Here is a 21,674-nt window from a genome sequence, read left to right on the forward strand (position 1 = left end):
CGTCGCCGCTTCGAAAGTCGCCGGAAAGACGATCAGGCCGCCCGCATGTCGTTGAGGAACGCGTCGATTTCCCCGCGCAGCATATCGGCCTCGCGCCGGAGCGCGTCCGAGGCGCTCAGCACGTCGCCTGCCGCAGCGCCCGCTTCGGCGGACGCAGTGGAGACGCCGACGATGTTGCTGGAGACTTCGCTGGTGCCGCCGGCGGCATGCTGGATGTTGCGGGCGATTTCGCGCGTGGCGGCGCCCTGTTCCTCGACCGCGGCTGCGATTGTCGTGGTGACGTCGTTGATCTCGCCGATGATCCGGCCGATGCCCTGGATGGCGCCGACCGCAGAGGTCGTGACCTCTTGCATGCTGGCGATCTGGGTGCGGATCTCGTCCGTCGCCTTGGCGGTCTGGCTCGCCAGGCTCTTCACTTCGGAGGCCACCACGGCGAAGCCGCGGCCGGCCTCGCCTGCGCGCGCGGCCTCGATGGTCGCGTTGAGCGCGAGCAGGTTGGTCTGCGAGGCGATGGTCTGGATCAGGTCGACGACAACGCTGATGCGGCTCGCGCTGTCGGCGAGGCTCTGCACGGTAGCGTCGGTCGCTCCCGCTTCGTCGACCGCCTTCTTGGCGATCTCGGCGGAGGTCACGACCTGGCGGCTGATCTCCTGGATCGAGGAGGACAGCTGCTCGGTGCCGGCCGACACGGTCTGCACATTGACAGACGTTTCCTCAGCGGCGGAGGCGACTGCGTTCACGAGCGCGTTGGACTGGTCGGCGGTGTTCGACATGCTCTGCGCGGTCGATTGCATCGAATTGGCCGACTGCGCGAGATTGTCGAGCGCCGAGCGCACCGTGCTTTCGAATTCGGCGATCTTCGCTTCCATGCGCGTGGCACGCTCGGTCTTGGCGATACGGTCCCTGTCCTGCTCGCTCGCCAGCGCGCGGGCCTCGATCATGCTCTCCCGGAACACTTGCAGCGTGTTCGCCATCACCGAGATCTCGTCGTTGTGGTTCTTCGAGCGGTAGATGTCGGTTTCGAGGTCGCCGTTCGCGAGCAGCTGCATCGACTGATGCAGGGCGCCGATCCGGCGCAGGATGCTGCGGCCGACATAGAGCCACACGAACAGCGCCGAGCCGACCAGCATCAACGCGCCCATCGCCAGCATGACCGACGTCGCGAGCGAAATCTCCTGCCGCGCCTGGAAGGTCGAGGCGTTGGTCTCCTTCTGCACGCCGTCGACGAGCTGCTGCACGCTGATGCCGAGACCGACATTGAGCTTGCGGGTCTCGTCCAGGATGGTCTGGCCATAGTCGATGGAGTCGAGCTCCTTCTCGCGCAGATTGAACACGCCGGTCTTGCCGGTGCCGAGCGCGAGCAGCTTTTCCGCCGTTTCGCGCAGCATCTTGTTGCCCTGGTTGTCCGGCAGCAGGTCGAGGTTGGAGCGCAGGCGTCCCTGCGCGGTCTTGAACTCCTTCTGGATGTCGTCGAGCTTGTCGCTCGTGTTCGCCGACAGCGCCGCGCTCATGTTGGCGGCGGCGAGATTGCCGCTGGCGACGACGTTGCCGAGCTGGCCGACGGTCTGCGCGGCGTCGGTCGCGTCTGCGGCTGACAGGTCGGCTGAACCGAGGATGGCGTTGACACGGGTCTGCGCGTCCAGCATCGCCGGGCTTGCGGCGCCGACGAACGCGCCCTGCGCGCTGCGAAGGGCGTCATATTGCTTGTCGTGGAGGGCCGCGATATCGAGCCGTTCGCGGGCGGCCTTCGCCAGGCTCTGAGCCGCCTCGTTGATGCTCTTCATCGTGTCGCTGAGGCCGGAAACGACGCTCTTGTCGCCGCCGTGCTCAATGATTTCGTTGAGCTTCTGCTGCGTCTGCTCCTGCAATTCCTTGAGCTTCTTGGTGCGCTCGCTCAGGGCGTCCTCGCTTTGCGCCGCCAGCAGGGCAGGCCCCTGGGCCGCAAGGCTGGCGCTCAGGGCCGACAGTTGCAGGCTGGCGGCAAGGCGCGGAATGTCCCGCCCGCTCAGTTCGGTCATGCGTCCGCCGAGATTCTGCAGCGCCAGGCCCGCGCCGGCCGCGATCACGAGGCCCATGCCCGCGATCACTGCGAAGGCCGCGAACAGGCTGCCGCGCACGCCCCATTTCGGCATTCTGAAACGAGGACGGAAACGGCCAAGGAAACGGCCAAGGCCCAGACGGATCGCCATCGAAATTCCCCCAATGTTCTTGCTTCTGTTTGTGAGCGCAGTATCGGCAGCACCGGTTAAAAAATCGCACTTGGCACAATTGGTTGCGCATGTTCCGCAGAGCGAAAAAAGAAGGGCCGGCAACGAGGCCGGCCCTTCATCGTGATAAGGTTTTGATAACCGGTCAGTAGGGCCCGACCGCCGAGCCAGCCCAGTTGAAGCGGTAGTTGACGCCTGCCTTGAAGGTATGGTCGTCGGTGGTGAAGTTGCCGGTGCCCACCAGCGGCCCCGCCGTGAAGTGCGCATCGCCGAAATTGTAGTACTGGTACTCGGCCTTGGCCGACCAGTTCGGAGCGAACATGTATTCCAGGCCGGCGCCGACGGTGTAGCCGTTGCGGTGATCGCCATCGATGATGAAGCCGGTCGGCACGCCGCCCACAGTCACCTTCTCGTTGTTGTCCGAATAGGCGTAGCCGCCCTTCACGTACAACAGGCCGGGGCCCCAGGTATAGCCGACGCGGCCGGTGATCGAGCCGAGGCCGCGCTGGTCATTGGTATAGGCGATGCCGCCCGGAAACACTGCGCCGACGCTGCCCGTGAGCCAGGAATACTGGCCTTCGACGCCGACCACGAAATTCGGGTTGAACTGCCAGTCCGCGCCGACCTGCACGCCGCCGAGGAAGCGGCCATTGCCGTTGCTGCCGGTGGAGAGGCCGTTAAAATTGTTGTCGCTGGAGAACGCGCCGCCGACATGGCCGCCGATATAGAAGCCGGTCCAATTGTAGATCGGCGCGGCGTAGGCCGGCGCGGGCGACTTGTAGTAGCCGCGGTTGCCGAGGTCGGCGCCGACGGCCGGCGCAGCCGCGCCCACCACGAGCAGCGCCACGGTCGCAAACAGAATCTTCTTCATCGTCTTGAACTCCAACACGTAAGGTCCCCGGCAGGCGCGCTTTCCTGCGCCGTCGTTGGTTTTGCAGATAGCTCGCTTTTGATGAAAATGCTGTCACATGCGTGGCACAGCGACAGCCAACCTAACTTGTTGGGCTGTAAATGATTTTCGTGCTTAATGGCGGCTTAAGAAGTGGTGAAGGAAAGCTTAACTCCGCGCATCGCAGGTAACTTGCGCGCGCCTCTTGTTAACCAAGACGCCGCCGCACCTCATCGCGCATCTGTTCGCGAAAGGCCGCGCGCTTTGCCGGCCGGTCTTCCTCGCGCACGTCATGACGATCGAAGATGTCGAATTTCTCCAGGATCGGATAGCGCTCGCTCGCCATTGCAAGCACGCGCAGAACCCTGGTCGCCGCCGGCGTCGGGCCACTGACCTCCCAGCGCCGGATGGTGTCGGCGCCACCCTTCTCCGGCAATCCGCACAGCTTCGCCATATCGGCCGCCGAGAGCTTTCGCTCGAGGGCATCGGAGAGGTCGTTGCGAAGCTGCTTCAGTTCGGGGCCGGTCATGCTGCTCGCGTCCAGGGAAGTGGCTGAACGCAATGCACTAGCGCTGATTCGGGTCCATCCGAAGGCGGCGGGTGCGCGTGCCCCGCGCTCCGTCTTGAAATTGGCCCTCGGTCGGCGTGTCCAACTCGGTCCCCTCCTGCAGCTATACTACGAGATAGAGAGCGAGGCGGGACCCCGGTGGCCGATCAACCCGTGCCACTCACCAGTCCGGAGAGCAGATAGAGCGCGATCAGCAATGTCGCGACCGACAGCATCGTCGTGATCGAGACCGTGGCCGCAACCAGCTTCTCCTCCACCTTGTGCTCATGCGCGAGGACATACACGGTTTTCGCCGTCGGTACGGCGGCGCAGACGACCGCCGCAACCGTGTACAGAGGGTTGAGGCCCATGACGGCGCAGAGTCCGTACACGATGAGCGGCATGACCACCAGTTTCACCGCCGCGAGTGCAAACGACGCTTTCAGGTTGGATCGCAGGCCCTCGACGGACAGGCCGAGCCCGATGGCAAACAGCGCGCACGGCGTGAGCGCGGCAGCGATCATGTTGAGGTAGGCCGCGACCGGCGCCGGAATCGGCAATCCCGTTATCGCCCACGCAAGGCCGATGAACGTCGACAGCACCATGGGATTGAACAGGATTTGCTTTGCCAGTCCCGTAGAAAACGCGGACCGCCCGCGAGAATCGCGCTTTTCCAGCAGGATCACCGTGATCGGAAACATCACGGCGGCCACGAACACCGTCGCGACAGCCGCGGGCAGGACGGCGGGTTGGCCGTAGATTGCATGCAGGATCGGCAGCGCGACGAATCCGGTGTTGGTCATCGCGGCTGCCATCCCATGGATGGTGCTGCTGGCGAGATCGTGTTTGCCACCCGTGCGGACCGGCAGGAACACCAGGGCGAAGCAGATGAGTGAGCCGCCGCCGAATGCGAGCAGAAAGCGCCATTCCAACAGATTGCGCGCCGGCTCCTGGGCGATCGTGACGATCAGCAGCGCCGGCATCGCCACGTTGTAGGCAAAGTGGACCAGGGCATCGGCAAGCGAGCGGGAGAGATAGCCAATCTCGCCCGCGAGCCAGCCGGTGACGATGATCGCGAATACGGGAAGAACGAGGCTGGCGACCTCCATCCGGCTTCCCCCTTGCTGCCAATGGCCGCAACAAGAGGTTACTCCGGGAATGGAGCGACGTCACTGCCCAACGTTCAGCGAGGAGCAGGCTTAGTGGCGTGTCCCGGACGCGCGAAGCGCAAGCCGAGACCCAGGAGCTGCAAGACTCGGCGCTGCGATGCGTCCGGGGCTCGAGAACGGCTTACTCCGCCGAATCGAGACGCCCCGGCTTAGATTCCACGGGCGGTCTGTTGACCGATCACGCAGCGCCATCCAGCGAGTCGTTCGGCCGGATGCTGGTTCATCCATTCGGCGAGTTGCGGCGCACCCATCAGGCAGGACTGCACCGAGATTTGCGCAAAGTCCGATGTGGTGACGATCTGCTCGTGACAATTGGCGGGAGAGGCTAGACTGCAAAGCACGGCGATGATCTTGATCACGATACGTTACTCCCCGTCGCGACCGATGAACGTGCGACCGATCGCCGGTTCGTCCTGCGCCTCGCCGGCCGAGTCCGCCGGAGGAAAGATGCTGTCGTAGATGGCGCGCGCCTCCTGGATGAGACGCGCTCGCTCGCGCTCGGATTTCGAGACAAATCGAATGACTTCGCCCATGGTGGCTCCCAATCTCAACTCATGAGTCTGTCATGAGATGACGCAAAACATTCAATCCTGATCTATGGTGCCGCCGTCGACCTTGAAGCGGCTTGGCGGTCACGACCGAATAAAAAGCGCGTGACCGCACATCCCAACGTCCCGGTGTTCTTGTTGGGTTGCAAGGCCGGTCTACCACTTCATGTCAGTTGCGCAGCTCCAGCAGCCGAGCGGGGGAATGCTTGTGTCGGCCTGTCCTTGCGCCCGTCGGCAAGGAAAGTCTCACGAAGCAAATGCTGCCGAAGCGAATATGTTTCGCCTCTTGCGGCGTGCAAGTTTTTGGAACGATCTCGAAATTCGGTGCATGCGCCCGGCCGGTCTCTCAGGCCGCCGGCGCTTGCTCCTTTCGTCCCGGCACCGCCGCGAGCAGCTCGCGCGTATAGGCATGCTCGGGCGCGGCGAACAGTTGCGCGGTCGGCTTCAGCTCGACGATCGCGCCGCGTTGCATTACCGCGATGCGGTCGCAGATCTGGGCTGCGACGCGCAGATCGTGGGTGATGAACAGCATCGAGAGGCCGAGACGCGCCTTGAGGTCTTCGAGCAGCTTCAACACCTGCGCCTGCACCGAGACGTCGAGTGCGGAGACGGCCTCGTCGGCGACGATGATCTCCGGCTCGAGCGCAAGCGCGCGCGCAATGCCGATGCGCTGACGCTGGCCGCCGGAGAATTCGTGCGGATAGCGTTCGAGCGCGCCGGCGTCCAGGCCGACCATCCTGAGAAGATCGCGGGCGCGGTCGAACGCGACCTTCGGATCGACGCCGGCCGCGATCGGGCCGTCGGCGATGATGTGACCGATCTTGCGGCGCGGATTGAGCGAGGCGAATGGATCCTGAAAGATCATCTGGATGCGATGACGCTCGGCGCGCAGCGCCTTGCCGGAAAGCGAGGTCAGGTCGGTCTCACCGATCCGCACCGTGCCGCGGTCGGCCTCGATCAGCCGCATCACCAGGCGCGCCACGGACGATTTGCCCGAGCCGGATTCGCCGACCAGGCCGAGCGTCTCGCCCTTGAGGATGTTGAAATTGACCGCGCGCGCCGCATCGACGCGGCGGTCCTCGCGAAACCAGCCGCCCGAGGTGACGTAGGTCTTGTCCAGCCCGATCACCTCGACGGCCCTGGCCCGATCGTCGAGAGGAGCGCGCGCCGGCGGATCCATCGACGGCACCGCGGCGAGCAGCGCCTTGGTGTAGTCGTGCTGCGGCGCGCTGAAGACGGTCGCGGCGGGACCTTCCTCGACGACCTTGCCGTGCCTGAGCACCACGACCTGGTCGGCAATGTCGGCGACGACGCCGAAATCATGGGTGATGAACATCACCGCCATGTTGCGGTTGCGCTGGAGATTGCGGATCAGCTTCAGGATCTGCGCCTGCGTGGTGACGTCGAGCGCGGTCGTCGGCTCGTCCGCGACCAGCACGGCCGGCTCGAGCGCGAGCGCCATTGCGATCATGGCGCGCTGGCGCTGGCCGCCGGAGAGCTGGTGCGGGTAGGCGCGCACGATTCGTTCCGGGTCGGGCAGGCCGACTTCGCGTGCCAATGCAAGCGCCCTCGCGCGGCGCTCCCTCGGCGTCAGCAGGCCGTGCGCCTCGAACATCTCCGCCATCTGGTCGCCGATCCGCATCAAGGGATTGAGCGCCGTCATCGGCTCCTGGAAGATCATCGCGAGCCGGCGGCCGCGCAGATCGCGCCAGCCGTCGTCGTCGAGCTTGAGCAGGTCGCGGCCCTCGAACATGATCTCGCCGGCCGTGACGTCGACCGTATCGGGCAAGAGGCCCATCAGCGCGTGCGCGCACATCGATTTGCCGGAACCGGATTCGCCGACCACGCAGACGATCTTGCCGGCCCGCAGGTCCAGCGAGATGCCGTCGACGGCGTACGGCCGTTCGGCGCTCTTGGGCAGCGCGATCCGCAGGTTCTTGATGGAGACGGTGGCGGGCGCGGTCATGTCAGCGTCCCTCGCGCGAGAGGCGCGGATTGAGCGCGTCGTTGAGGCCTTCACCGATCAGATTGAGGCCGAGCACCGAGATCAGGATGGCGATGCCGGGAAACACCGTGATCCACCACGCCTGGCGGATCACGGTGCGGCCGGCGCCGACCATGTAGCCCCAGGAAATCAGGTTGGGATCGCCGAGGCCGAGGAACGACAGCGAGGATTCCAGGAGGATCGCGGTCGCCACCATCAGCGAGGCCAGCACGATCACGGGCGACAACGCGTTCGGCAGGATCTCGCGCAGGATGATCCAGCTGTTGCTCTGGCCGGTGACCACAGCGGCCTGGACATATTCGCGCGTGCGCAGCGACAGCACCTCGCCGCGGACGAGGCGGGCGACCGGCGGCCAGCTCACCACCGCGATCGAGGCGACGATCGAATAGATCGAGGGCTGCAGGATCGCCACCAGCACGATCGCGAGCGCGAAGCTCGGAATGGTCTGGAAGAACTCGGTGAAGCGCATCAGGGCGTCATCGACCTTGCCGCCGAAGTAACCGGCCATGGCGCCGATCGGCACGCCGACGATCAGTGCGACCAGCGTGGAGACGAGGCCGACCAGCAGCGACACCCGTGCGCCGAAGATCATGCCGGCGAACACGTCGCGGCCGAGCGCGTCGGTGCCGAGCGGCACGGACGAGAGCGTGAAGGGCGGCAGGAACGGCCGCTGCACCATGCGCCACGGCGAGTTCGGGAACAGCATCGGCCCGAACACCGCGACGGAGATCGCAAGCAGGAGGATGATGAGCCCGATGACCCCGCTCGGGCTTTTCAGCATCGATTTCCAGAACTGTTTCATGAGGCGAATTCGATGCGTGGGTCGACCAGCCGGTAGACCAGGTCGGTGATGAGGTTGAAGATCAGGACCATGGCGGAGCAGATCACGAAGACGCCGAGCAGCAGATTGTAGTCCCGCTGCAGCAGCGCGTCGTACATCAGGCGCCCGATGCCCGGCCAGGCGAACACGGTCTCGGTGATGACGGCGCCGCCGATCAGCGTGCCCGAATGGACGCCGGCGAGCGTCACGACGGGAAGCAGCGCGTTGCGCAGCACGTGACGGCGCTGGATCACGGCGTCGGAGAGACCTTTCGCACGCGCCGTCTTGACGAAGTCGAGCCGTTTCACCTCCAGCATCGAGGCGCGCGTCATGCGGGTATAGGTCGCCATGAAGAACAGGCCGAGGGTCATCGCCGGCATGATCAGATGCTTGGCGACATCGATCACATGGGCAAGGCCCGTATAGTTGCCGCCGACCGTGTCGTAGCCGAAGCTCGGCAGCCAGTCGAAGGTGACCGAGAACAGGAGGATGCCCATCAGCGCCACCCAGAAGATCGGCATGGCGTAGAAGATCAGCGCGAACACGGTGATGCCGGTGTCGAGGAAGGTGCCGGCAAAGCGCGCGGCGAAGGTGCCGAACAGGATGCCGAGCGCGAGCGAGATCGCGAAGGCGGTCAGTGTCAAGAGCAGCGTCGCCGGCAGCCGCTCGCCGATCAGCTTTGCGACCGGCGCCTGCTGGCGGAAGGAGAAGCCGAGGTCGAGGGTCGCGATGCCCTTGACGTAGATGAAGAGCTGCTCGGGCAGCGGCTTGTCGAGGCCGAACTTCTCCCGGAGCTGCTTGACGAAGACCTGATCGGTGGCCCCGGCCTCGCCCGCCATCACCACCGCGGGATCGCCGGGCGCGAGGCGAATCAGGAAGAAATTGAGGACGACGATCGCGAGCAGGACGATCACGCCCTTCACGACACGCTGGGCAACAAAGGAGAGCATTTCAGATGGCGATCGGATCAGGTTGAACGCAGCCAGAATCATGGTGCGCTCCCTCTCCCGCTTGCGGGAGAGGGCAGGGGAGAGGGTATTTCCGCAGAGAGGACGCCAAGAGGAGAAAGCTCTCTCCCGCCGCGCTCTGCGAGCGCGTCGACCTCCCCCGCAAGCGGGGGAGGTGCAGCGAGTTTGCGGCTCGATCGGAGGTCATGTGGCGGGAGCCATCGCAGAAGGATCGGACGCGCATTGTGACTATTTGTCGAGCCATGCGTCCTTGAAGCCGTCATTGACCCCGATCCCCGTGGTGATCAGGTTCTTGACCTTGCAACGCATGATGGTCGGGAACTGCAGCTCGAGCATCCAGGCCACCGGCACGTCCTCGACCAAGATCTTCTGCGCCTTCTCGTAGATCTCCTTGCGCTTGGAATCCGGCGTCGCGACCGCGCCGTCGGCGAACAGCTTGTCGATCTCCGGGTTGGAGTAGCCCTCGACGTTGTTGAACATCTGGCCCTTGGCGATCGCACTGGAGACGTAGTTGCGCCCCACCCCGAGTGCGGGATCGCCGTACTGGTACAAATAGGTGAAGGCGATGTCGTAGTCCCACTCCGCGATCTTCTGGTTGCCGCCGGCAACGTCGGTGGCGATCGTCTCGATGGTCATGCCGACGTCCTGGAGATTCTGCTTCACTGCTTCGCCCCAGCGCTGCCAGGTCTCGCCATAGGCGAGCGGCAGCAGGCGGATCTTCTCGCCCTTGTAGCCGGCTTCCTTCAACAGCGCCTTGGCCTTGGCCGGATCGTACGGATATTTCTTCACGTCGTCGGTGTAGAACTTGATGGTCGAGGCTGACGGGCCGGTCGCGACCTTGCCGAGCCCGTTCCAGATCACGTCCTTGGCGAAGTCGCGGTCGATCGCGTACATGATCGCCTGCCGCACCCGCTTGTCCGCGAGCGGCCCCTGGCGGTTGTTCAGCCACAGCCACGCCAGCGGCGAGAAGAACTCCCAGCCGGCGCCGGTGACGCAGGTGTCCTTCAGCTTGGACAGCCGCGGAACGTCGAAATTCTCGACCGAGCCGCCGGGCAGCACGTCGACCTTGCCGGTCTCGTACGCCACCGATCGTGCCGCGGCGTCGGGAATGACCTGCCAGTAGATCTCGTCGAGATAGGGCTTGCCCTTCTCGTGGTAGTTCGGGTTCTTGACCAGGCGGATGAACGAGCCCTTCTGCCATTCCTTGAACATGAAGGGGCCGGTGCCCACCGGCGCGTTGTTGTAGGGATTGGTCTTCCAGTCGGTGCCTTCGTAGAGATGCTTCGGCACCATCGGCATCGAGCCGACCTCGAAGATGCCGAGGAAAGGCCCGAACGGCTGCTTCAACGTGAACACCACCGTGTAGTCGTCGGGCGCCTCGACCTTCTCGACCTGCGCGAGATTGTTGCGGGCGCGCGCGTGGGTCTGCTTCAGCATCTCGATCGAGAACAAGACGTCGGCGGCGGTGAAGGGCTTGCCGTCATGCCAGGTCACGCCCTTCTTGAGCTTGAAGGTGTAGGTCTTGGCGTCCTCGCTGACGCTCCAGCTCTCGGCAAGCTCCGGCTGCGGCTCGAGCTTGGGACTGTAGCGCAGCAGGCCTTCGAAGATGTTGCCCGACACCATCTGGGTCGGGCCGTTCTGGATCTGCGCAAGCATCAGGCCGGGTGGCTCGGGCTGGATCACGGCATTGATCGTGCCCCCTGTTTTCGGCTGTTGCGCCAGCGCCGAGGCCGTGAGGCCGCAAGCCAGGAGAAGACCAAGCAACACTCGTTTTGACATGTCGTATCTTTCTCAAGCGAGGCCAGCCGTGAACGCTTCGCAACGTCCTGGCGCGCAAAGCGACGGTCGGCCCATCCCAATCCCCATCCGATATCGAGGCTCACACAGTCTCGTTCGGCGCCGCAAGATGAAAGTCTCGACAGTGTTCGCACAAAAAATGTACAGGGCGTCCTGTTTCTGCCGCGGGTCCTTCTGCGACGTCAGGCTGGCTCGCGCCGGGCGACCAGGCGGCCTCGCGGCAATGTCGGTCGTGATTGCACAAGCCTGCGCCTGCGACCAAAAGCATCAGGCCGTCATTCTGCGCCACGCGCCCGCTGCAGCACCGGCAAGCACCTCTGCCAGTTTGTCCGCGGTGCGAAATATCGTCCTTAGAGCCGCGAGGCTACCGGTGAGTTCATGACCGTCCTCACCATCGGTCAGTGGCGGATCCGCTGCGAATTTGATCCGGATCAAAGCCGAGCCACCGCTTTTGCGATCGAATGGCAACTGGCGGGACGCGGCATTGCGCGTCCCGTTTCCTTGAGCTGTGAGACGATCCATGGACATTCAGGCCACGACGATCCCTGGGGATGACGATAGCGGGCCTGACGTCGCCGGCCTCGATCTCTCGTCGGAGGCGGGTGTGCAGCACTGCCTGCAATTGCTGAACAATGCCGGCCTGCGTCCGACGCGCCAGCGCCTGGCGCTGGGCCAGTTGCTGTTCCTGGGCGGCCATCGTCACGTCACCGCGGAGAGCCTCTACGAAGAGGCGATGGCGACGAACGCGTATCTGTCGCTCGCGACCGTCTACAATACGCTGAACCAGTTCACCGAAGCCGGCCTGCTGCGCCGGATCGCGGCCGACGGCATCAAGTCGTTCTTCGACACCGACACGTCCGTGCATCCTCACTTCTATCTCGAAGGCGAGGATATGCTGGTCGACGTTACCGACGGCCTAGCCTTCACAAAAGTGCCCGAGGCGCTTCCAGGCCACGAGATCGCGCGACTTGACGTCATCGTCCACCTGCGCCGGAAGAGAACGTAGCGCCGCGCTTTACCGCAAGCCCGCCCGCCGAAATCCCTCCAGATAGTGCTCGCGATCCCCGTCATTGGCCCACGGCAGTTGCGTCGCGATCCAGTGCAGTGAGATGTTGGGTTGGGTGCGACGGAGCTCGCCGAGCGCCATCTCCGCAAGCGCTCCGTCACCCGTCATGCCTGCGGAGACCGCGAGCACCCGGTAGGCGCCGGTGAGGTCGCCGCGGTGGCGGATGGCCTCGCGCGCCAGCGCGATGGCCTCGTCATAATGCCGCTCGGTGAAGCGGGCATAGGCGGCGATACCGTGGTAGATCGCCAGTGACGGATCGCGCGGCGACAGCCGGATCGCCTTTTGCGCAGCCTCGAACGAGTCCTTCGAGCGTCCGGCATAGGACAGCGCCAGCGCGTAATAGCCCTGCGCCAGCGAGAAGTTCGGATTGAGCGCGAGCGCCTGCTCGAACTCGGACAGCGCGTCCGCAAGCCTGCGTGTCGAGAAGCAGACGCTGCCGAGCGCGGCATGGGCCCAGGCGTCCTCATGGTCGCAGCGCACCGCAGCGAGCGCGGCGGCTTCCGCGACCGGAGCGACCGCGGCCAGCTCGGCCCAGCCGAGATGCACGCCGAACATGGCGTTCACGGCCAGCAGCGACAGCGCGTGGCCGTAGTTCGGATCGATTGCAATCGCGCGCTCGAGCAGCCCCCGGGCGTCGTCGTGATCCTGCCGGGTCACGCGCCAGTAATGCGACAGCGCGCGCATCAAGAGGTCCCAGGCGTCCAGGCTCGCCGGCGGCTTGCGATGGCTGCGGAAATTCTCGGCCGCGTGGATCTGCGGCTCGATCGCGGCGGCGATCGCGTTGGTGATCTCGTCCTGCACGGCGAAGACGTCGACGAGCTCGCGGTCATAGCGCTCGGCCCAGAGATGATTGCCCGACACGGCGTCGTTGAGCTGTGCGGTGATGCGCACCCGGTTGTCCGCCTTGCGCACGCTGCCTTCGACGACGTAGCGGACGCCGAGCTCCTCGGCGATCTGCCTGATGTGGACCGCGCGCCCCTTGTAGGTGAAGGACGAGTTGCGGGCGATCACCATGAACCAGCGCTGTTTCGACAGCGCGGTGAGGATGTCTTCGCTGATCCCGTCGCCGAAATAGTCCTGCGCGGGATCGCCGCTCATGTTCTCGAAGGCGAGCACCGCGATTGCCGGGCGGTCCGCCACGCGCGGGGGAGTGGGCACGGTTCCCGCCCGCGCGGGGGATGCTGCCGCTTCTTCCCGGACCTCGCCGACGAAACGAAAGCCCTTGCGCGGAATGGTCTTGATCAGCCGCTGGGCCGCGCCGTCGTCGCCAATCGCCTTGCGCGCGGCGTTGATCCGGCTGTTCAGGGCGGAATCCGAGACGATGCGGTCGCCCCAGATCTGGCTGATCAGGTCACCCTTGCTGACCACTCGCGCGCGTTGCGTGACCAGATAAAGCAAGAGATCGAACACTTGCGGCTGCAACGGAACGGCTGCCCCGTCGCAAGTGAGCTCCCGCAGGTCGCCGTCGAGCACGTTGTTTTCAAAGCGAAATCGCACGTTTTCATCGTCTCAAGCAAAAATCAAAGTCGTCTCAGGCGAAAATCAACTGTCCGCGAAAGTCTTGGGAAGTCCGATCCGGCATGGTGCGGAGACCAAACAGTGTCGATATCTCGGCACAACGGAGCATTTCATGACCCAACTTGATCAACAGGTTCATTCCATCGGCCCGGAGGTGACGGGCTCTCGCATTTTCAAGTTCATCGCCTTTCTGTACGGAATTGCGGCATATCTCGTGTTTTTCCTCACCATTCTCTACGCCATCGGTTTCGTCATGGGGGTGATGGTGCCCAAGACCATCGACACCGGAAGCGACTCGTCGACGGTCGAGGCCCTCATCATCAATCTCCTCCTGATGACGCTGTTCGCCCTTCAGCACAGCGTGATGGCACGCAGGCAGTTCAAGGCCTGGTGGACGCAATTCGTGCCCAAGCCGGTTGAGCGCTCGACCTATGTTCTGTTCGCGAGCCTGTCATTGCTGCTCCTGTTCTGGCAATGGCGCCCGCTGCCGTCGGTCATATGGAACGTCGAGAATCCGGATGTTGCCGTGACGCTGGTCACGCTGTCCTTCGCCGGCTGGGTGCTGGTGTTCACCTCGACCTTCATGATCAACCATTTCGAGCTGTTCGGACTGCATCAGGTGACCGACCATCTCGCCGGCAAGGAGACGGCGCCGCCGCGCTTCAAGACGCCGCTGCTCTACAAGTTCGTTCGCCATCCGATCTATCTCGGCTTCATCATCGCGTTCTGGGCGGCGCCGACCATGACCGTGGGCCACCTGCTGTTCGCGGCCGTGACCACGCTCTACATCTTTGTCGGCATCGCGCTCGAGGAGAACGATCTCGTCGATCTCTTCGGCGAAGAGTATCGGCAGTACAGGCAACGCGTCTCCATGCTTATCCCCTGGCGCCGGTCGGTATAGTCTCGGCCTCGCCCCGCGCGTCCACCGCAAGGAGGACGCGCGGGGCGCCGACGCGCAATGATGATCCCAAAAAAAGAACGGAGACGCCCAAATGAAACATGTCGGAAACTGCTTCTGTGGCGCGGTCACGGTCGAGGTCACGGGTGCACCGGAGGCGATGGGCTATTGCCATTGCCGCTCCTGCCGCTCCTGGTCGGGCGGTCCGGTCAACGCCTTCAGCCTGTGGAAGCCCGAGGCAGTGCGCATCACCGAAGGCGCTCAGAACGTCGAGACCTTCGTCAAGACGCCGCTCAGCCAGCGCAAATATTGCAGGAAGTGCGGTGGCCATCTCATGACCAACCATCCGCCGCTCGGTCTGGTCGACGTCTTCGCCGCCACCATCCCGACGCTCGCGTTCGCGCCCGGCGTCCACGTCAACTATGCCGAGACCGTGCTGCCGATGCGCGACGGCCTGCCCAAGCTGAAGGATTTTCCGGCCGAGTTCGGCGGCAGCGGCGAGATGATGCAGGAGTAGCGGCGCCTTCAGTTGAAGGCTCCTCCCTGCGGCCATCCTTCGAGACGCCCGCTTCAAGGCGGGCTCCGCAGGATGAGGAGCCTCATCCTGAGGAGGCGCGTAAGCGCCGTCGCGAAGGACGAGGCGTGCGCTGAGGCCTCTCCCAATGCCGAAGCTGTCTCTCGAGAGGGCGGCAGAGCGCCGCCCTCGCGGTCTTCTCCAATGGGGAGAGGGACGAAAGACTAGCCGCCACGGGATTCAACGACCTTGCGGCAGGAGTCCGAGAGCTTCGACTTGTTCTCGCGCAGGCAGGCATTCATCTGCGGCGGCTTGCCGACATGTTCGGCGCAGAATTTGCTGGCGTCGCCGCGGCAGGCCATTTGCTCCTGGATCGATGGGCCGGACTGTGCAGCAGCCGGCAGGGCGGCAGCGGTGAGCAGCAGCGCGGCAAGAACCGAAATTTTCATAAGGCACCTCTTTGGAATCGTGGTTGGTCCCGACCGGGATCAGGCGGGCCGGACCATCTCGCGAAGCCCAGCCGTGGGTCCATGCCATGTTCATGGCACCGGCTCTGTGTCCCGCCCGCCGTACCCCCATCTTCATGGCATGTATCCCAGCGCCGACTTTTGCCATTCAGGCTGCACCTCGGCTGCGAAACCCGGTGATTGCATCGGGACGCCGAACGGGAAGCAGGAGAACAAGATGTCGAAGAGAGCTGGAGCGCTGAGCGCCGGGCTGACGATCATGGCCCTGGCGGGCGCGGCGGTGGTGTCGCTGGGCACGAGCCCGGCGCAGGCGGTGGTCTATTGCAAGACCGTCGGGGTGCCCAAGGGCTGCGTGGTGCGGCCGACTGCGGCGGTGGTGGTCGCGCCGGGAGCTCCGGTTGCGCGGGCTGCGGTGGCGACCCCCGGTGTCGGCGCGCCCGGCGTCGGCGTGCGCGCAGGTACGCCGATGAATCGCGGCGGTCCGGTCAATCGCGTCGGCGTGCGCTGATATTTCATTCGATTGATTTGATTGCATTGCTTCGGGCCAACGGAGCCTGCGGACGAACACCCCCCGTCCTCCGCAGGCAATCACCCGGCCCGTCCCCTCTCTCCGTGCGCCCCACACGTCCGGAGAGGGGGCTTTTCAGCCCGCAGCCATGTCGCTGTCGGGAAAGCGCTGCGGCAATTGCAGCCGCACGCGCGTGCCGGTGGCATCCGAGCTCAGGTCGAGCACCGCGTCGCAGCGCGCGGCACGGCTTCTCATGTTGCGCAGGCCACGGGCGGTCTGGCCTGCGGCCGCGGCATCGCAATTGCCGGCCATCGCAAGGCCACGGCCGTCATCCGTGACGCTGATCACGCCGTAAGGCCCCAGGCCGCCGTCATGCGTCTCGATGGTGACCGCGACGTGGCGGGCCTGTGCGTGCTTGGCCGCGTTGGTCACGGCCTCGTCGAGGATGCGCACGATCTGGATGACGTGCCATGGCCTCAGCTCGGGATGCAGCGGCAGGCCCTGCGGCGTCGCCACGCGCCAGTCGAGAGCGATGTCGTGCGGCCGCAATTGCGCGGTCGCGCGCTCGCGCCAGGAGCCGAGCGCGAGCATCAGGTCGCCGCCGATGTCGTCCATGGAGTCGATGACGAGGCGCAGGTCCTTCAGCGCCGCGCGGGCCGCGTCCGTGATGGTCGCGCCCTCACTGCCGCGCTCGGACAATGCGACGATGCTCACGAGCTGCCCGCCGAGGCCGTCATGCAGGTCCCGCATCAGGCGCGTGCGCTCGTTGGCGAGCGCGGCGGCGCGGGCGCGCTCCTCTTCGCGGGCGAAGCTCGCCTTCAGCCGTTCCTCGGCTTCGCGCACGCGCGTCACGAGCTGCCCGGCAAAGCTGTCGACCTGGTTCAACGCGCGGGCAAAGCGCCAGGTCAGCCCGGCGCCGATCGCGACCAGCATCGCCGAATAGGACAGACGCGAGACGAAGATGCGATCGTTGGTCTCGATCTCGAGCACCGTAAGCATGTCCTGGATCCAGCAGACCAGCACGATGGTCACCGCGCAGCCGATCATGAAGCTCGCCGCGTCCTGCCGCCGTACCACCGCGGCAGCCGTGACGCAGGCCATCAGGAACAGGCAGAGCCCGACGGTGGGAATGCCGAGTACCAGGAAGAGGATCCGCGGCAGCGGCGGGCCGCCGATCAGCCCGACCACGAACACGAGGATGCCGGGCACGAACAGCAGCGTGCCGTAGCGCGGCCAGCGCCAGCCGAAGAACAGCACGCCGAACACGACGACCAGCGCGCTCTCGATCGGCGCGGACGCCAGCAGCACCGCGGCGAGCCGGGATGCGTTGGCTGGCGGCACCGGCGCCTGCGCGAACGCCTGCACCACGCCGAGCACCATCGCCACCGCCAGCACGCCATAGACCGGCTCGCGGCGCCGCATCAGCCACATGATCGCGAGGATGACGGCCAGGATCGCCTGCCAGGCGGAGAACACCACCGGCAGCGTGACGAACAGCAGCGTGCGTGTCTCGTAGGCAGGGCGCAAGGCCGCATCCGGTCCGACATAGACGGTGTCGAGGAAGCCTTTGAGCGGCCCCCACACGAACAGCCGCACCGTGATCTCGTTGCCGCCCTCGCGCAGCAGCGAAGCGGGGATGAGCGCGATCTGCGGCGTGTTGCGGTCGGGCCGGTTGGCGTTGGCATCGCGCCGGGAGTCGAGCACGACGACGCCGTTGACGGCGACCTCGACCGCGTTGCTGAAGCGCGGCAGGAACACCGACCAGCCCGAGGCCGCATCGCCGCTCTGGAAGGTGAAGGCGCCGGTGTAGAATGGCGGGTCGGCCAGGGAGTAGCGCGACGACGTGAAATGCGGCAGCGTCACGGGGCGCGTGACGCCGTCCTCCTGCAGCGTGAATCCGCTGAGCGCAAAATCCTCGGGGTCGCTCGGTTGAAGCAGCCGCAAGCCGAGAATGGTGGCGATCACGATCAGCGCCTGGAACAGCAGATAGGGCACGAGGCGTGAGGCCAGCAGACGGCGCCGCGCGGGTTTGGCTGGTGCCTCCGTCGGTGCTTTGGCCGCGATCTCGCTCACAGCTTGATCAGGCCCTGCTGCACCGCCTCGAACACCGCTTCGCTGCGCGTGTGCACTTCGAGCTTGCGATAGATGTTCTTGATGTGGCCGGGCACGGTCTGCCTGGACAGGCCGAGATGGCTCGCGATCTCGGCATAGCTGAAGCCCTTCGCGATGCCCCACAGGATGTCGATCTCGCGCGGGGTCAGTCTTGCCGTGTTGAGCGCGGGGCCGGGCGGCGGCTCGGCCGAATTCTGTGCGACGCCTTGCGTTCTGCGCACGATGAAACGGGCGATCGAGGCCGAGATCGGCGAATGGCCGGCGACCAGGTCGCGCACGGTGGTGGCGATGTCGGTGGGGAAGGCGTCCTTGAGCAGATAGCCGGTGGCGCCGACCGTGATCGCGGAGATCACGCTCTCCTCGTCGCCGAGCGCGGAGATCACCATGATCTCGGTGTCGGGAAAGCGCCGCCTCATCTCGCGGATCAGCTCGACGCCGTGGCCGTCGGGCAGCCGCAGGTCGGTCAGCAGCACGCGCGGCGCGCCGCCGCTCAGGGCCTGCCGCGCCTCCGCGAGCGTGCCGGCGCTACGCACCTCGTAACCGGCCTTGACCAGCGCATCCTGGAGCCGCCAGCAGGTCGGCGCGTCGTCCTCGACGAGGAGGATGGTGATGGCCTCACCGGTCTCGCCCTGTTCGGTCATGATCATCGTCCCGCGACCCGCGTGTCCCCCGCGGCGCGAGGCAAGTTTAACCGCAGCGCGGATGCCGCGACACCCATAATCATGGGGGCGGCAAGTCTTTCGGAGCGCGGCGGATCACGCCGGTCATGGCTCTATTTGTTCGCCGGCGAGGACGCCGGCTTGTCGGGGGTCGGTAGCCGCTGCACCGTCATCCGCGCCGTGCCACTGTTGTTCCTGTAGTACTGGTCGTCCGGTCCGAAATAGGCGGCGTATCTTGTCGGGAGCATCCATCGCAGGAAGCCCGGAAAGATCTGCACGGCGTCGTTGACGTAGAAGAACAGCTCACCGGAGTCCGGCGCCACGAACTCGGCAACCATCCGGTCTGCCAGCTTCTGTGCGTCCCAGACCTTGCGGGCCGTATCGCTCTTCGGAAGCGCATCGAATGTGCTCATCCCGGCCACGTCGCTCTTCAGTTTCTTCAGCTTCTCCGTGTCGGCGGGATCCGGCAGCTCCGTCGCATCTTCGAGATGGACGGGATATCTGTTCTTCGACTTGTCGTTGTCCTTTTCCGCGGGGAGGGTCGGATTCATCCTGCGGGGCAGCTCGTCGGAGGACATCGCATTCACGGCTTGCAGCGGTTGGTCGTTCAAGCCCTTCTCGCCGACGCGCACCAGCGGCTGAAACCAGTTCGCGCCGAACAGCCGTCGAAGCGGCAAGGCGAAGTAGTGATGGATTTCGTAGGTCTGGAATCCATTGACGCCGGTCATGATCGTGCGGTCGAACCAGGGGTCTTCCATATCGATCCAGACGCGGTATTTGCGGCCCTTCTCGACCGCGAGTCTGCTCGCCCAGCAGAACTGGTCGACCTTGAATGGCTCGGGCGCCTGCACGGCGTCGTCGCCTACCGGCTGGGCCGGCGCGATATTCGCCGGCACCTTTGTCCCCGCTCTCGTTTCCCTTTCCGCTTTTGTTTCCGGGCTCTCGCAAACCTGTCCCGTCGCGACGCGCCAGGTGAAGAAGCTGCTTGAGCCGATCAGAAGACCCGAGCCATAGATCGCGATGATGGAGACGACCGGAATCACGAACTTGGCGAACGGGAAACGTATCCAGCCGGCATTTCTCTGCATGAAGCCGCCGAATTTGAACAAGAAGTTCAGTCTGCTGAGGTTCTTCACGCTTGCCTTGCGGTCCGGCCGGTACCATGCGAGCCGCGCGCGCTCCTGGATGCCATCGCGCAGCCGGGAGTTCACATGCCAGACGCCCCACGCAAGCAGCACGACGAGCGAGGTCAGGAAGGGATAGTAAAGCGCGATGTCGAGCCATGGTCCGGCATAGGACGGCAAGACGTTCCTGAGCGTGTTGGCGATGGACCCGACCAAGGCGCCGAGACCCCAGTCGATGTCGGTGATGATCCGCAGCACGAGAGTATCGCGCAGGCCGTTATCCACCGACAGTTCGACGATCTTGCGCGCGATCCACGGCCAGGCGACGATCACGCCCGCCATGGCGAGGAGCGAGAAATAGGCGATGCGTCGCCACCACACCGCGCCGTGCGCGAGATTGACCATCTCGGCGTCGGGCGCTGCCATGGCGGTGAAGGCGCCGGCCCCCTCCTTGCTCGCCAGGCTCTTCGCCTTCTTGAGATAAGCCTCCTGCATTGCCTTGTGCGTGCCGCCGTCGGTGAGCTCCTGGATGCTTCCGTCCGGCATCAGCACGCGTGCATTCGCAGGAAGCATGATCGGCGCGTAGTCGTCGCAGCCGAACAACATCCGCTCGACCACCGCGAAGTGCACCACAGGCGGGCCGCCATTCTCCCTGCCACCGAGGATCGGACGAGGATCGTATCGGTACAGCACCGCCGCGCCGCTGCGTGAATCATGGCGAGGTCCGATCGCCGACTGATAGGCCTGGAAATGCTCGATGGATCCATTCTGGAAACGAAGCTGCCCACCGAGCTGCTCGATCATCCAGACCAGCGGCACGAAGGACAGGGTGGATTCCGGATAGCCGCCGCCGATGTCGGAATGGACGCCTGCGAACCACACCTCCTCGACGGTCTGGCCGGCCGCCAAACGGCTATGGTCGATCCGCAGTGGATGAAAGGTTGTGCGCTCGTCATCCAGCGCCAGCGCGTGGCAGATGTGCTTCACCTTGTGCGCGGGCCGGTGATTGCGGAACGAGATTGGCCAGATCGCCCAATCGATCGCAACACGCAGCTCCTCGATCGGGACGCCGAAAGCTTCGACCGTGTCGAACAGGCCAAGGAATTCGATGTTGACGTCCTTGCGGCCGTTCATCGCGGCGCGGACATCGGCGTAAGCGCGGTGCCGGCAGATCGCATGATAGAGGTAGAGCAGGGCATCGCGGATGAGGCGCGCGATCCAGATCGTCGGCAGGCTCTTCTGCAACGGCACGGTACCGCGGCGGTAGGCCCGCCACGCCGCCATGGCGTTGCGTCCCATCTCGGCATGCGACAGCGGCTCGCCCTTGATCTCCGCCGGCACCAGCCCCTGGCTCGCGATCAGCGCCGCCAGCGTGCGCGCGGTGAAGGCGCCGCGGCTGAAGCCGAAGATGTAGATCTCGTCGCCCTCCCGCCAATTCCAGCACAGGAAGCGATAGAGTTTTCGGACGTTGGAGGGCACGCCGATGCCGGTGGCACCGTCGAGCGCAGCAAGCGGGGCCCACCCGGCGGTCCCGACGCCCTTGATATAGTAGGCGATCTGGTCCGGTTCGGTGTGGTCGAGCGCCTCATAGAGTCGCCAGACGCTGGACTCCTGCGCGGTGAAGGCGTTGCCCGTCCCGTCGGCAAACAGCACCAACTTGCGCCGCGATGGGGCTGTGGCCGCGCCCGCATTCGAGCCGACGGGCGCCTCGTGATGTCCAATGGGATCGCCGTTCGGCGCACCGTCATTGTGCGGCATGGGCTCCTCCGACAATGCGACCGGAGAAGGTTCAAGCCCGTTTCAGGCCGCATGCTCCGGGTTCAATCAATGATTGCGTCACGGACATAAAGGTGCATCC

The 21,674-nt window shown here is 65.0% G+C and carries 20 protein-coding genes; 4 read left to right on the forward strand and 16 right to left on the reverse strand.

Annotation, left to right across the window (positions count from 1 at the left end; genetic code table 11):
- Positions 1-32: 32 nt before the first annotated feature.
- From XH96_RS04320 to XH96_RS04370, 11 genes are all read right to left on the reverse strand, one after another.
- Positions 33-2,189 carry a methyl-accepting chemotaxis protein gene (locus tag XH96_RS04320; RefSeq protein ID WP_194391208.1) on the reverse strand — a complete coding sequence of 719 codons (2,157 nt, stop codon included), beginning with the start codon at positions 2,187-2,189 and terminating at the stop codon, positions 33-35.
- Between the two features lie 163 nt (positions 2,190-2,352).
- A complete protein-coding gene (locus XH96_RS04325) occupies positions 2,353-3,078 on the reverse strand; it encodes an outer membrane protein (RefSeq protein ID WP_194391209.1) in 726 nt (241 codons plus the stop codon).
- Between the two features lie 226 nt (positions 3,079-3,304).
- Complete coding sequence (locus XH96_RS04330; RefSeq protein WP_061882463.1) at positions 3,305-3,625, reverse strand: hypothetical protein; 321 nt, start codon at positions 3,623-3,625, stop codon at positions 3,305-3,307.
- 185 nt (positions 3,626-3,810) lie between these two features.
- The gene (locus tag XH96_RS04335; RefSeq protein WP_194391210.1) at positions 3,811-4,752 is read right to left on the reverse strand and encodes an AEC family transporter; all 942 of its coding nucleotides are present in this window, start codon (positions 4,750-4,752) and stop codon (positions 3,811-3,813) included.
- 209 nt (positions 4,753-4,961) lie between these two features.
- The gene (locus tag XH96_RS04340) at positions 4,962-5,171 is read right to left on the reverse strand and encodes a hypothetical protein (protein WP_194391211.1); all 210 of its coding nucleotides are present in this window, start codon (positions 5,169-5,171) and stop codon (positions 4,962-4,964) included.
- Between the two features lie 6 nt (positions 5,172-5,177).
- On the reverse strand, positions 5,178-5,345 hold the full coding sequence (locus tag XH96_RS04345) for a hypothetical protein (protein ID WP_165936251.1): 168 nt from the start codon (positions 5,343-5,345) through the stop codon (positions 5,178-5,180).
- Positions 5,346-5,706: 361 nt separating this feature from the next.
- Positions 5,707-7,326, reverse strand: a complete 1,620-nt coding sequence (locus XH96_RS04350) for an ABC transporter ATP-binding protein (protein WP_194391212.1) — start codon at positions 7,324-7,326, stop codon at positions 5,707-5,709.
- Position 7,327: 1 nt separating this feature from the next.
- Positions 7,328-8,167, reverse strand: a complete 840-nt coding sequence (locus XH96_RS04355; RefSeq protein WP_194391213.1) for an ABC transporter permease — start codon at positions 8,165-8,167, stop codon at positions 7,328-7,330.
- Positions 8,164-9,135 (reverse strand): ABC transporter permease, encoded by a 972-nt coding sequence (locus tag XH96_RS04360; RefSeq protein WP_194394031.1) that lies wholly within the window; start codon positions 9,133-9,135, stop codon positions 8,164-8,166. The genes XH96_RS04355 and XH96_RS04360 overlap by 4 nt, the downstream gene beginning before the upstream one ends.
- A 246-nt stretch (positions 9,136-9,381) precedes the next feature.
- Complete coding sequence (locus tag XH96_RS04365) at positions 9,382-10,932, reverse strand: ABC transporter substrate-binding protein (protein ID WP_194391214.1); 1,551 nt, start codon at positions 10,930-10,932, stop codon at positions 9,382-9,384.
- 285 nt (positions 10,933-11,217) lie between these two features.
- Positions 11,218-11,472 (reverse strand): hypothetical protein, encoded by a 255-nt coding sequence (locus XH96_RS04370; protein ID WP_194391215.1) that lies wholly within the window; start codon positions 11,470-11,472, stop codon positions 11,218-11,220.
- Here XH96_RS04370 and irr point away from each other — a divergent pair.
- Positions 11,471-11,956 carry a Fur family transcriptional regulator Irr gene (irr, locus tag XH96_RS04375; protein ID WP_194391216.1) on the forward strand — a complete coding sequence of 162 codons (486 nt, stop codon included), beginning with the start codon at positions 11,471-11,473 and terminating at the stop codon, positions 11,954-11,956. The genes XH96_RS04370 and irr overlap by 2 nt on opposite strands.
- 9 nt (positions 11,957-11,965) lie before the next feature.
- On the opposite strand, the gene XH96_RS04380 is transcribed toward irr, so the two are convergent.
- Positions 11,966-13,513 carry a winged helix-turn-helix domain-containing tetratricopeptide repeat protein gene (locus XH96_RS04380; protein WP_194391217.1) on the reverse strand — a complete coding sequence of 516 codons (1,548 nt, stop codon included), beginning with the start codon at positions 13,511-13,513 and terminating at the stop codon, positions 11,966-11,968.
- Between the two features lie 133 nt (positions 13,514-13,646).
- Here XH96_RS04380 and mddA point away from each other — a divergent pair, with 133 nt between their 5' ends.
- Both mddA and XH96_RS04390 read left to right on the forward strand, forming a co-directional pair.
- Complete coding sequence (gene mddA, locus XH96_RS04385; protein ID WP_194391218.1) at positions 13,647-14,435, forward strand: methanethiol S-methyltransferase; 789 nt, start codon at positions 13,647-13,649, stop codon at positions 14,433-14,435.
- Between the two features lie 91 nt (positions 14,436-14,526).
- On the forward strand, positions 14,527-14,949 hold the full coding sequence (locus XH96_RS04390; protein ID WP_124161317.1) for a GFA family protein: 423 nt from the start codon (positions 14,527-14,529) through the stop codon (positions 14,947-14,949).
- Positions 14,950-15,170: 221 nt separating this feature from the next.
- Here the strand turns inward: XH96_RS04390 and XH96_RS04395 are convergent, their stop codons facing one another.
- Positions 15,171-15,395, reverse strand: a complete 225-nt coding sequence (locus tag XH96_RS04395; RefSeq protein ID WP_131872197.1) for a cysteine rich repeat-containing protein — start codon at positions 15,393-15,395, stop codon at positions 15,171-15,173.
- A gap of 235 nt (positions 15,396-15,630) precedes the next feature.
- Here XH96_RS04395 and XH96_RS04400 point away from each other — a divergent pair, with 235 nt between their 5' ends.
- Positions 15,631-15,921: a hypothetical protein gene (locus XH96_RS04400; RefSeq protein ID WP_194391219.1), complete on the forward strand. Its 291-nt coding sequence runs from the start codon at positions 15,631-15,633 to the stop codon at positions 15,919-15,921.
- A gap of 135 nt (positions 15,922-16,056) precedes the next feature.
- On the opposite strand, the gene XH96_RS04405 is transcribed toward XH96_RS04400, so the two are convergent.
- The 3 genes from XH96_RS04405 to XH96_RS04415 form a co-directional block, all read right to left on the reverse strand.
- Positions 16,057-17,994 (reverse strand): ATP-binding protein, encoded by a 1,938-nt coding sequence (locus XH96_RS04405; protein ID WP_194391220.1) that lies wholly within the window; start codon positions 17,992-17,994, stop codon positions 16,057-16,059.
- Entirely contained in the window at positions 17,991-18,674 is a 684-nt protein-coding gene (locus XH96_RS04410) for a response regulator transcription factor (RefSeq protein WP_194391221.1), read from the reverse strand. Before XH96_RS04410 ends, XH96_RS04405 begins: the two co-directional genes overlap by 4 nt.
- Positions 18,675-18,805: 131 nt before the next feature.
- A complete protein-coding gene (locus tag XH96_RS04415) occupies positions 18,806-21,574 on the reverse strand; it encodes a DUF2235 domain-containing protein (RefSeq protein ID WP_194391222.1) in 2,769 nt (922 codons plus the stop codon).
- Positions 21,575-21,674: the final 100 nt, after the last annotated feature.

It is taken from the genome of Bradyrhizobium sp. CCBAU 51765 (assembly GCF_015291725.1).
Taxonomy (GTDB): Bacteria; Pseudomonadota; Alphaproteobacteria; order Rhizobiales; family Xanthobacteraceae; genus Bradyrhizobium; species Bradyrhizobium liaoningense.

What these genes read in the sequence shown, in the direction of transcription:
- mddA (WP_194391218.1), top strand. Translation starts at nt 13,647, where the DNA reads ATGACCCAACTTGATCAACAGGTTCATTCCATCGGCCCGGAGGTGACG.
- irr (WP_194391216.1), top strand. Translation starts at nt 11,471, where the DNA reads ATGGACATTCAGGCCACGACGATCCCTGGGGATGACGATAGCGGGCCT.
- XH96_RS04415 (WP_194391222.1), bottom strand. Translation starts at nt 21,574, where the DNA reads ATGCCGCACAATGACGGTGCGCCGAACGGCGATCCCATTGGACATCAC.
- XH96_RS04325 (WP_194391209.1), bottom strand. Translation starts at nt 3,078, where the DNA reads ATGAAGAAGATTCTGTTTGCGACCGTGGCGCTGCTCGTGGTGGGCGCG.
- XH96_RS04355 (WP_194391213.1), bottom strand. Translation starts at nt 8,167, where the DNA reads ATGAAACAGTTCTGGAAATCGATGCTGAAAAGCCCGAGCGGGGTCATC.
- XH96_RS04390 (WP_124161317.1), top strand. Translation starts at nt 14,527, where the DNA reads ATGAAACATGTCGGAAACTGCTTCTGTGGCGCGGTCACGGTCGAGGTC.
- XH96_RS04360 (WP_194394031.1), bottom strand. Translation starts at nt 9,135, where the DNA reads ATGCTCTCCTTTGTTGCCCAGCGTGTCGTGAAGGGCGTGATCGTCCTG.
- XH96_RS04350 (WP_194391212.1), bottom strand. Translation starts at nt 7,326, where the DNA reads ATGACCGCGCCCGCCACCGTCTCCATCAAGAACCTGCGGATCGCGCTG.
- XH96_RS04335 (WP_194391210.1), bottom strand. Translation starts at nt 4,752, where the DNA reads ATGGAGGTCGCCAGCCTCGTTCTTCCCGTATTCGCGATCATCGTCACC.
- XH96_RS04330 (WP_061882463.1), bottom strand. Translation starts at nt 3,625, where the DNA reads ATGACCGGCCCCGAACTGAAGCAGCTTCGCAACGACCTCTCCGATGCC.
- XH96_RS04370 (WP_194391215.1), bottom strand. Translation starts at nt 11,472, where the DNA reads ATGGATCGTCTCACAGCTCAAGGAAACGGGACGCGCAATGCCGCGTCC.
- XH96_RS04400 (WP_194391219.1), top strand. Translation starts at nt 15,631, where the DNA reads ATGTCGAAGAGAGCTGGAGCGCTGAGCGCCGGGCTGACGATCATGGCC.
- XH96_RS04320 (WP_194391208.1), bottom strand. Translation starts at nt 2,189, where the DNA reads ATGGCGATCCGTCTGGGCCTTGGCCGTTTCCTTGGCCGTTTCCGTCCT.
- XH96_RS04345 (WP_165936251.1), bottom strand. Translation starts at nt 5,345, where the DNA reads ATGGGCGAAGTCATTCGATTTGTCTCGAAATCCGAGCGCGAGCGAGCG.
- XH96_RS04410 (WP_194391221.1), bottom strand. Translation starts at nt 18,674, where the DNA reads ATGACCGAACAGGGCGAGACCGGTGAGGCCATCACCATCCTCCTCGTC.
- XH96_RS04395 (WP_131872197.1), bottom strand. Translation starts at nt 15,395, where the DNA reads ATGAAAATTTCGGTTCTTGCCGCGCTGCTGCTCACCGCTGCCGCCCTG.
- XH96_RS04365 (WP_194391214.1), bottom strand. Translation starts at nt 10,932, where the DNA reads ATGTCAAAACGAGTGTTGCTTGGTCTTCTCCTGGCTTGCGGCCTCACG.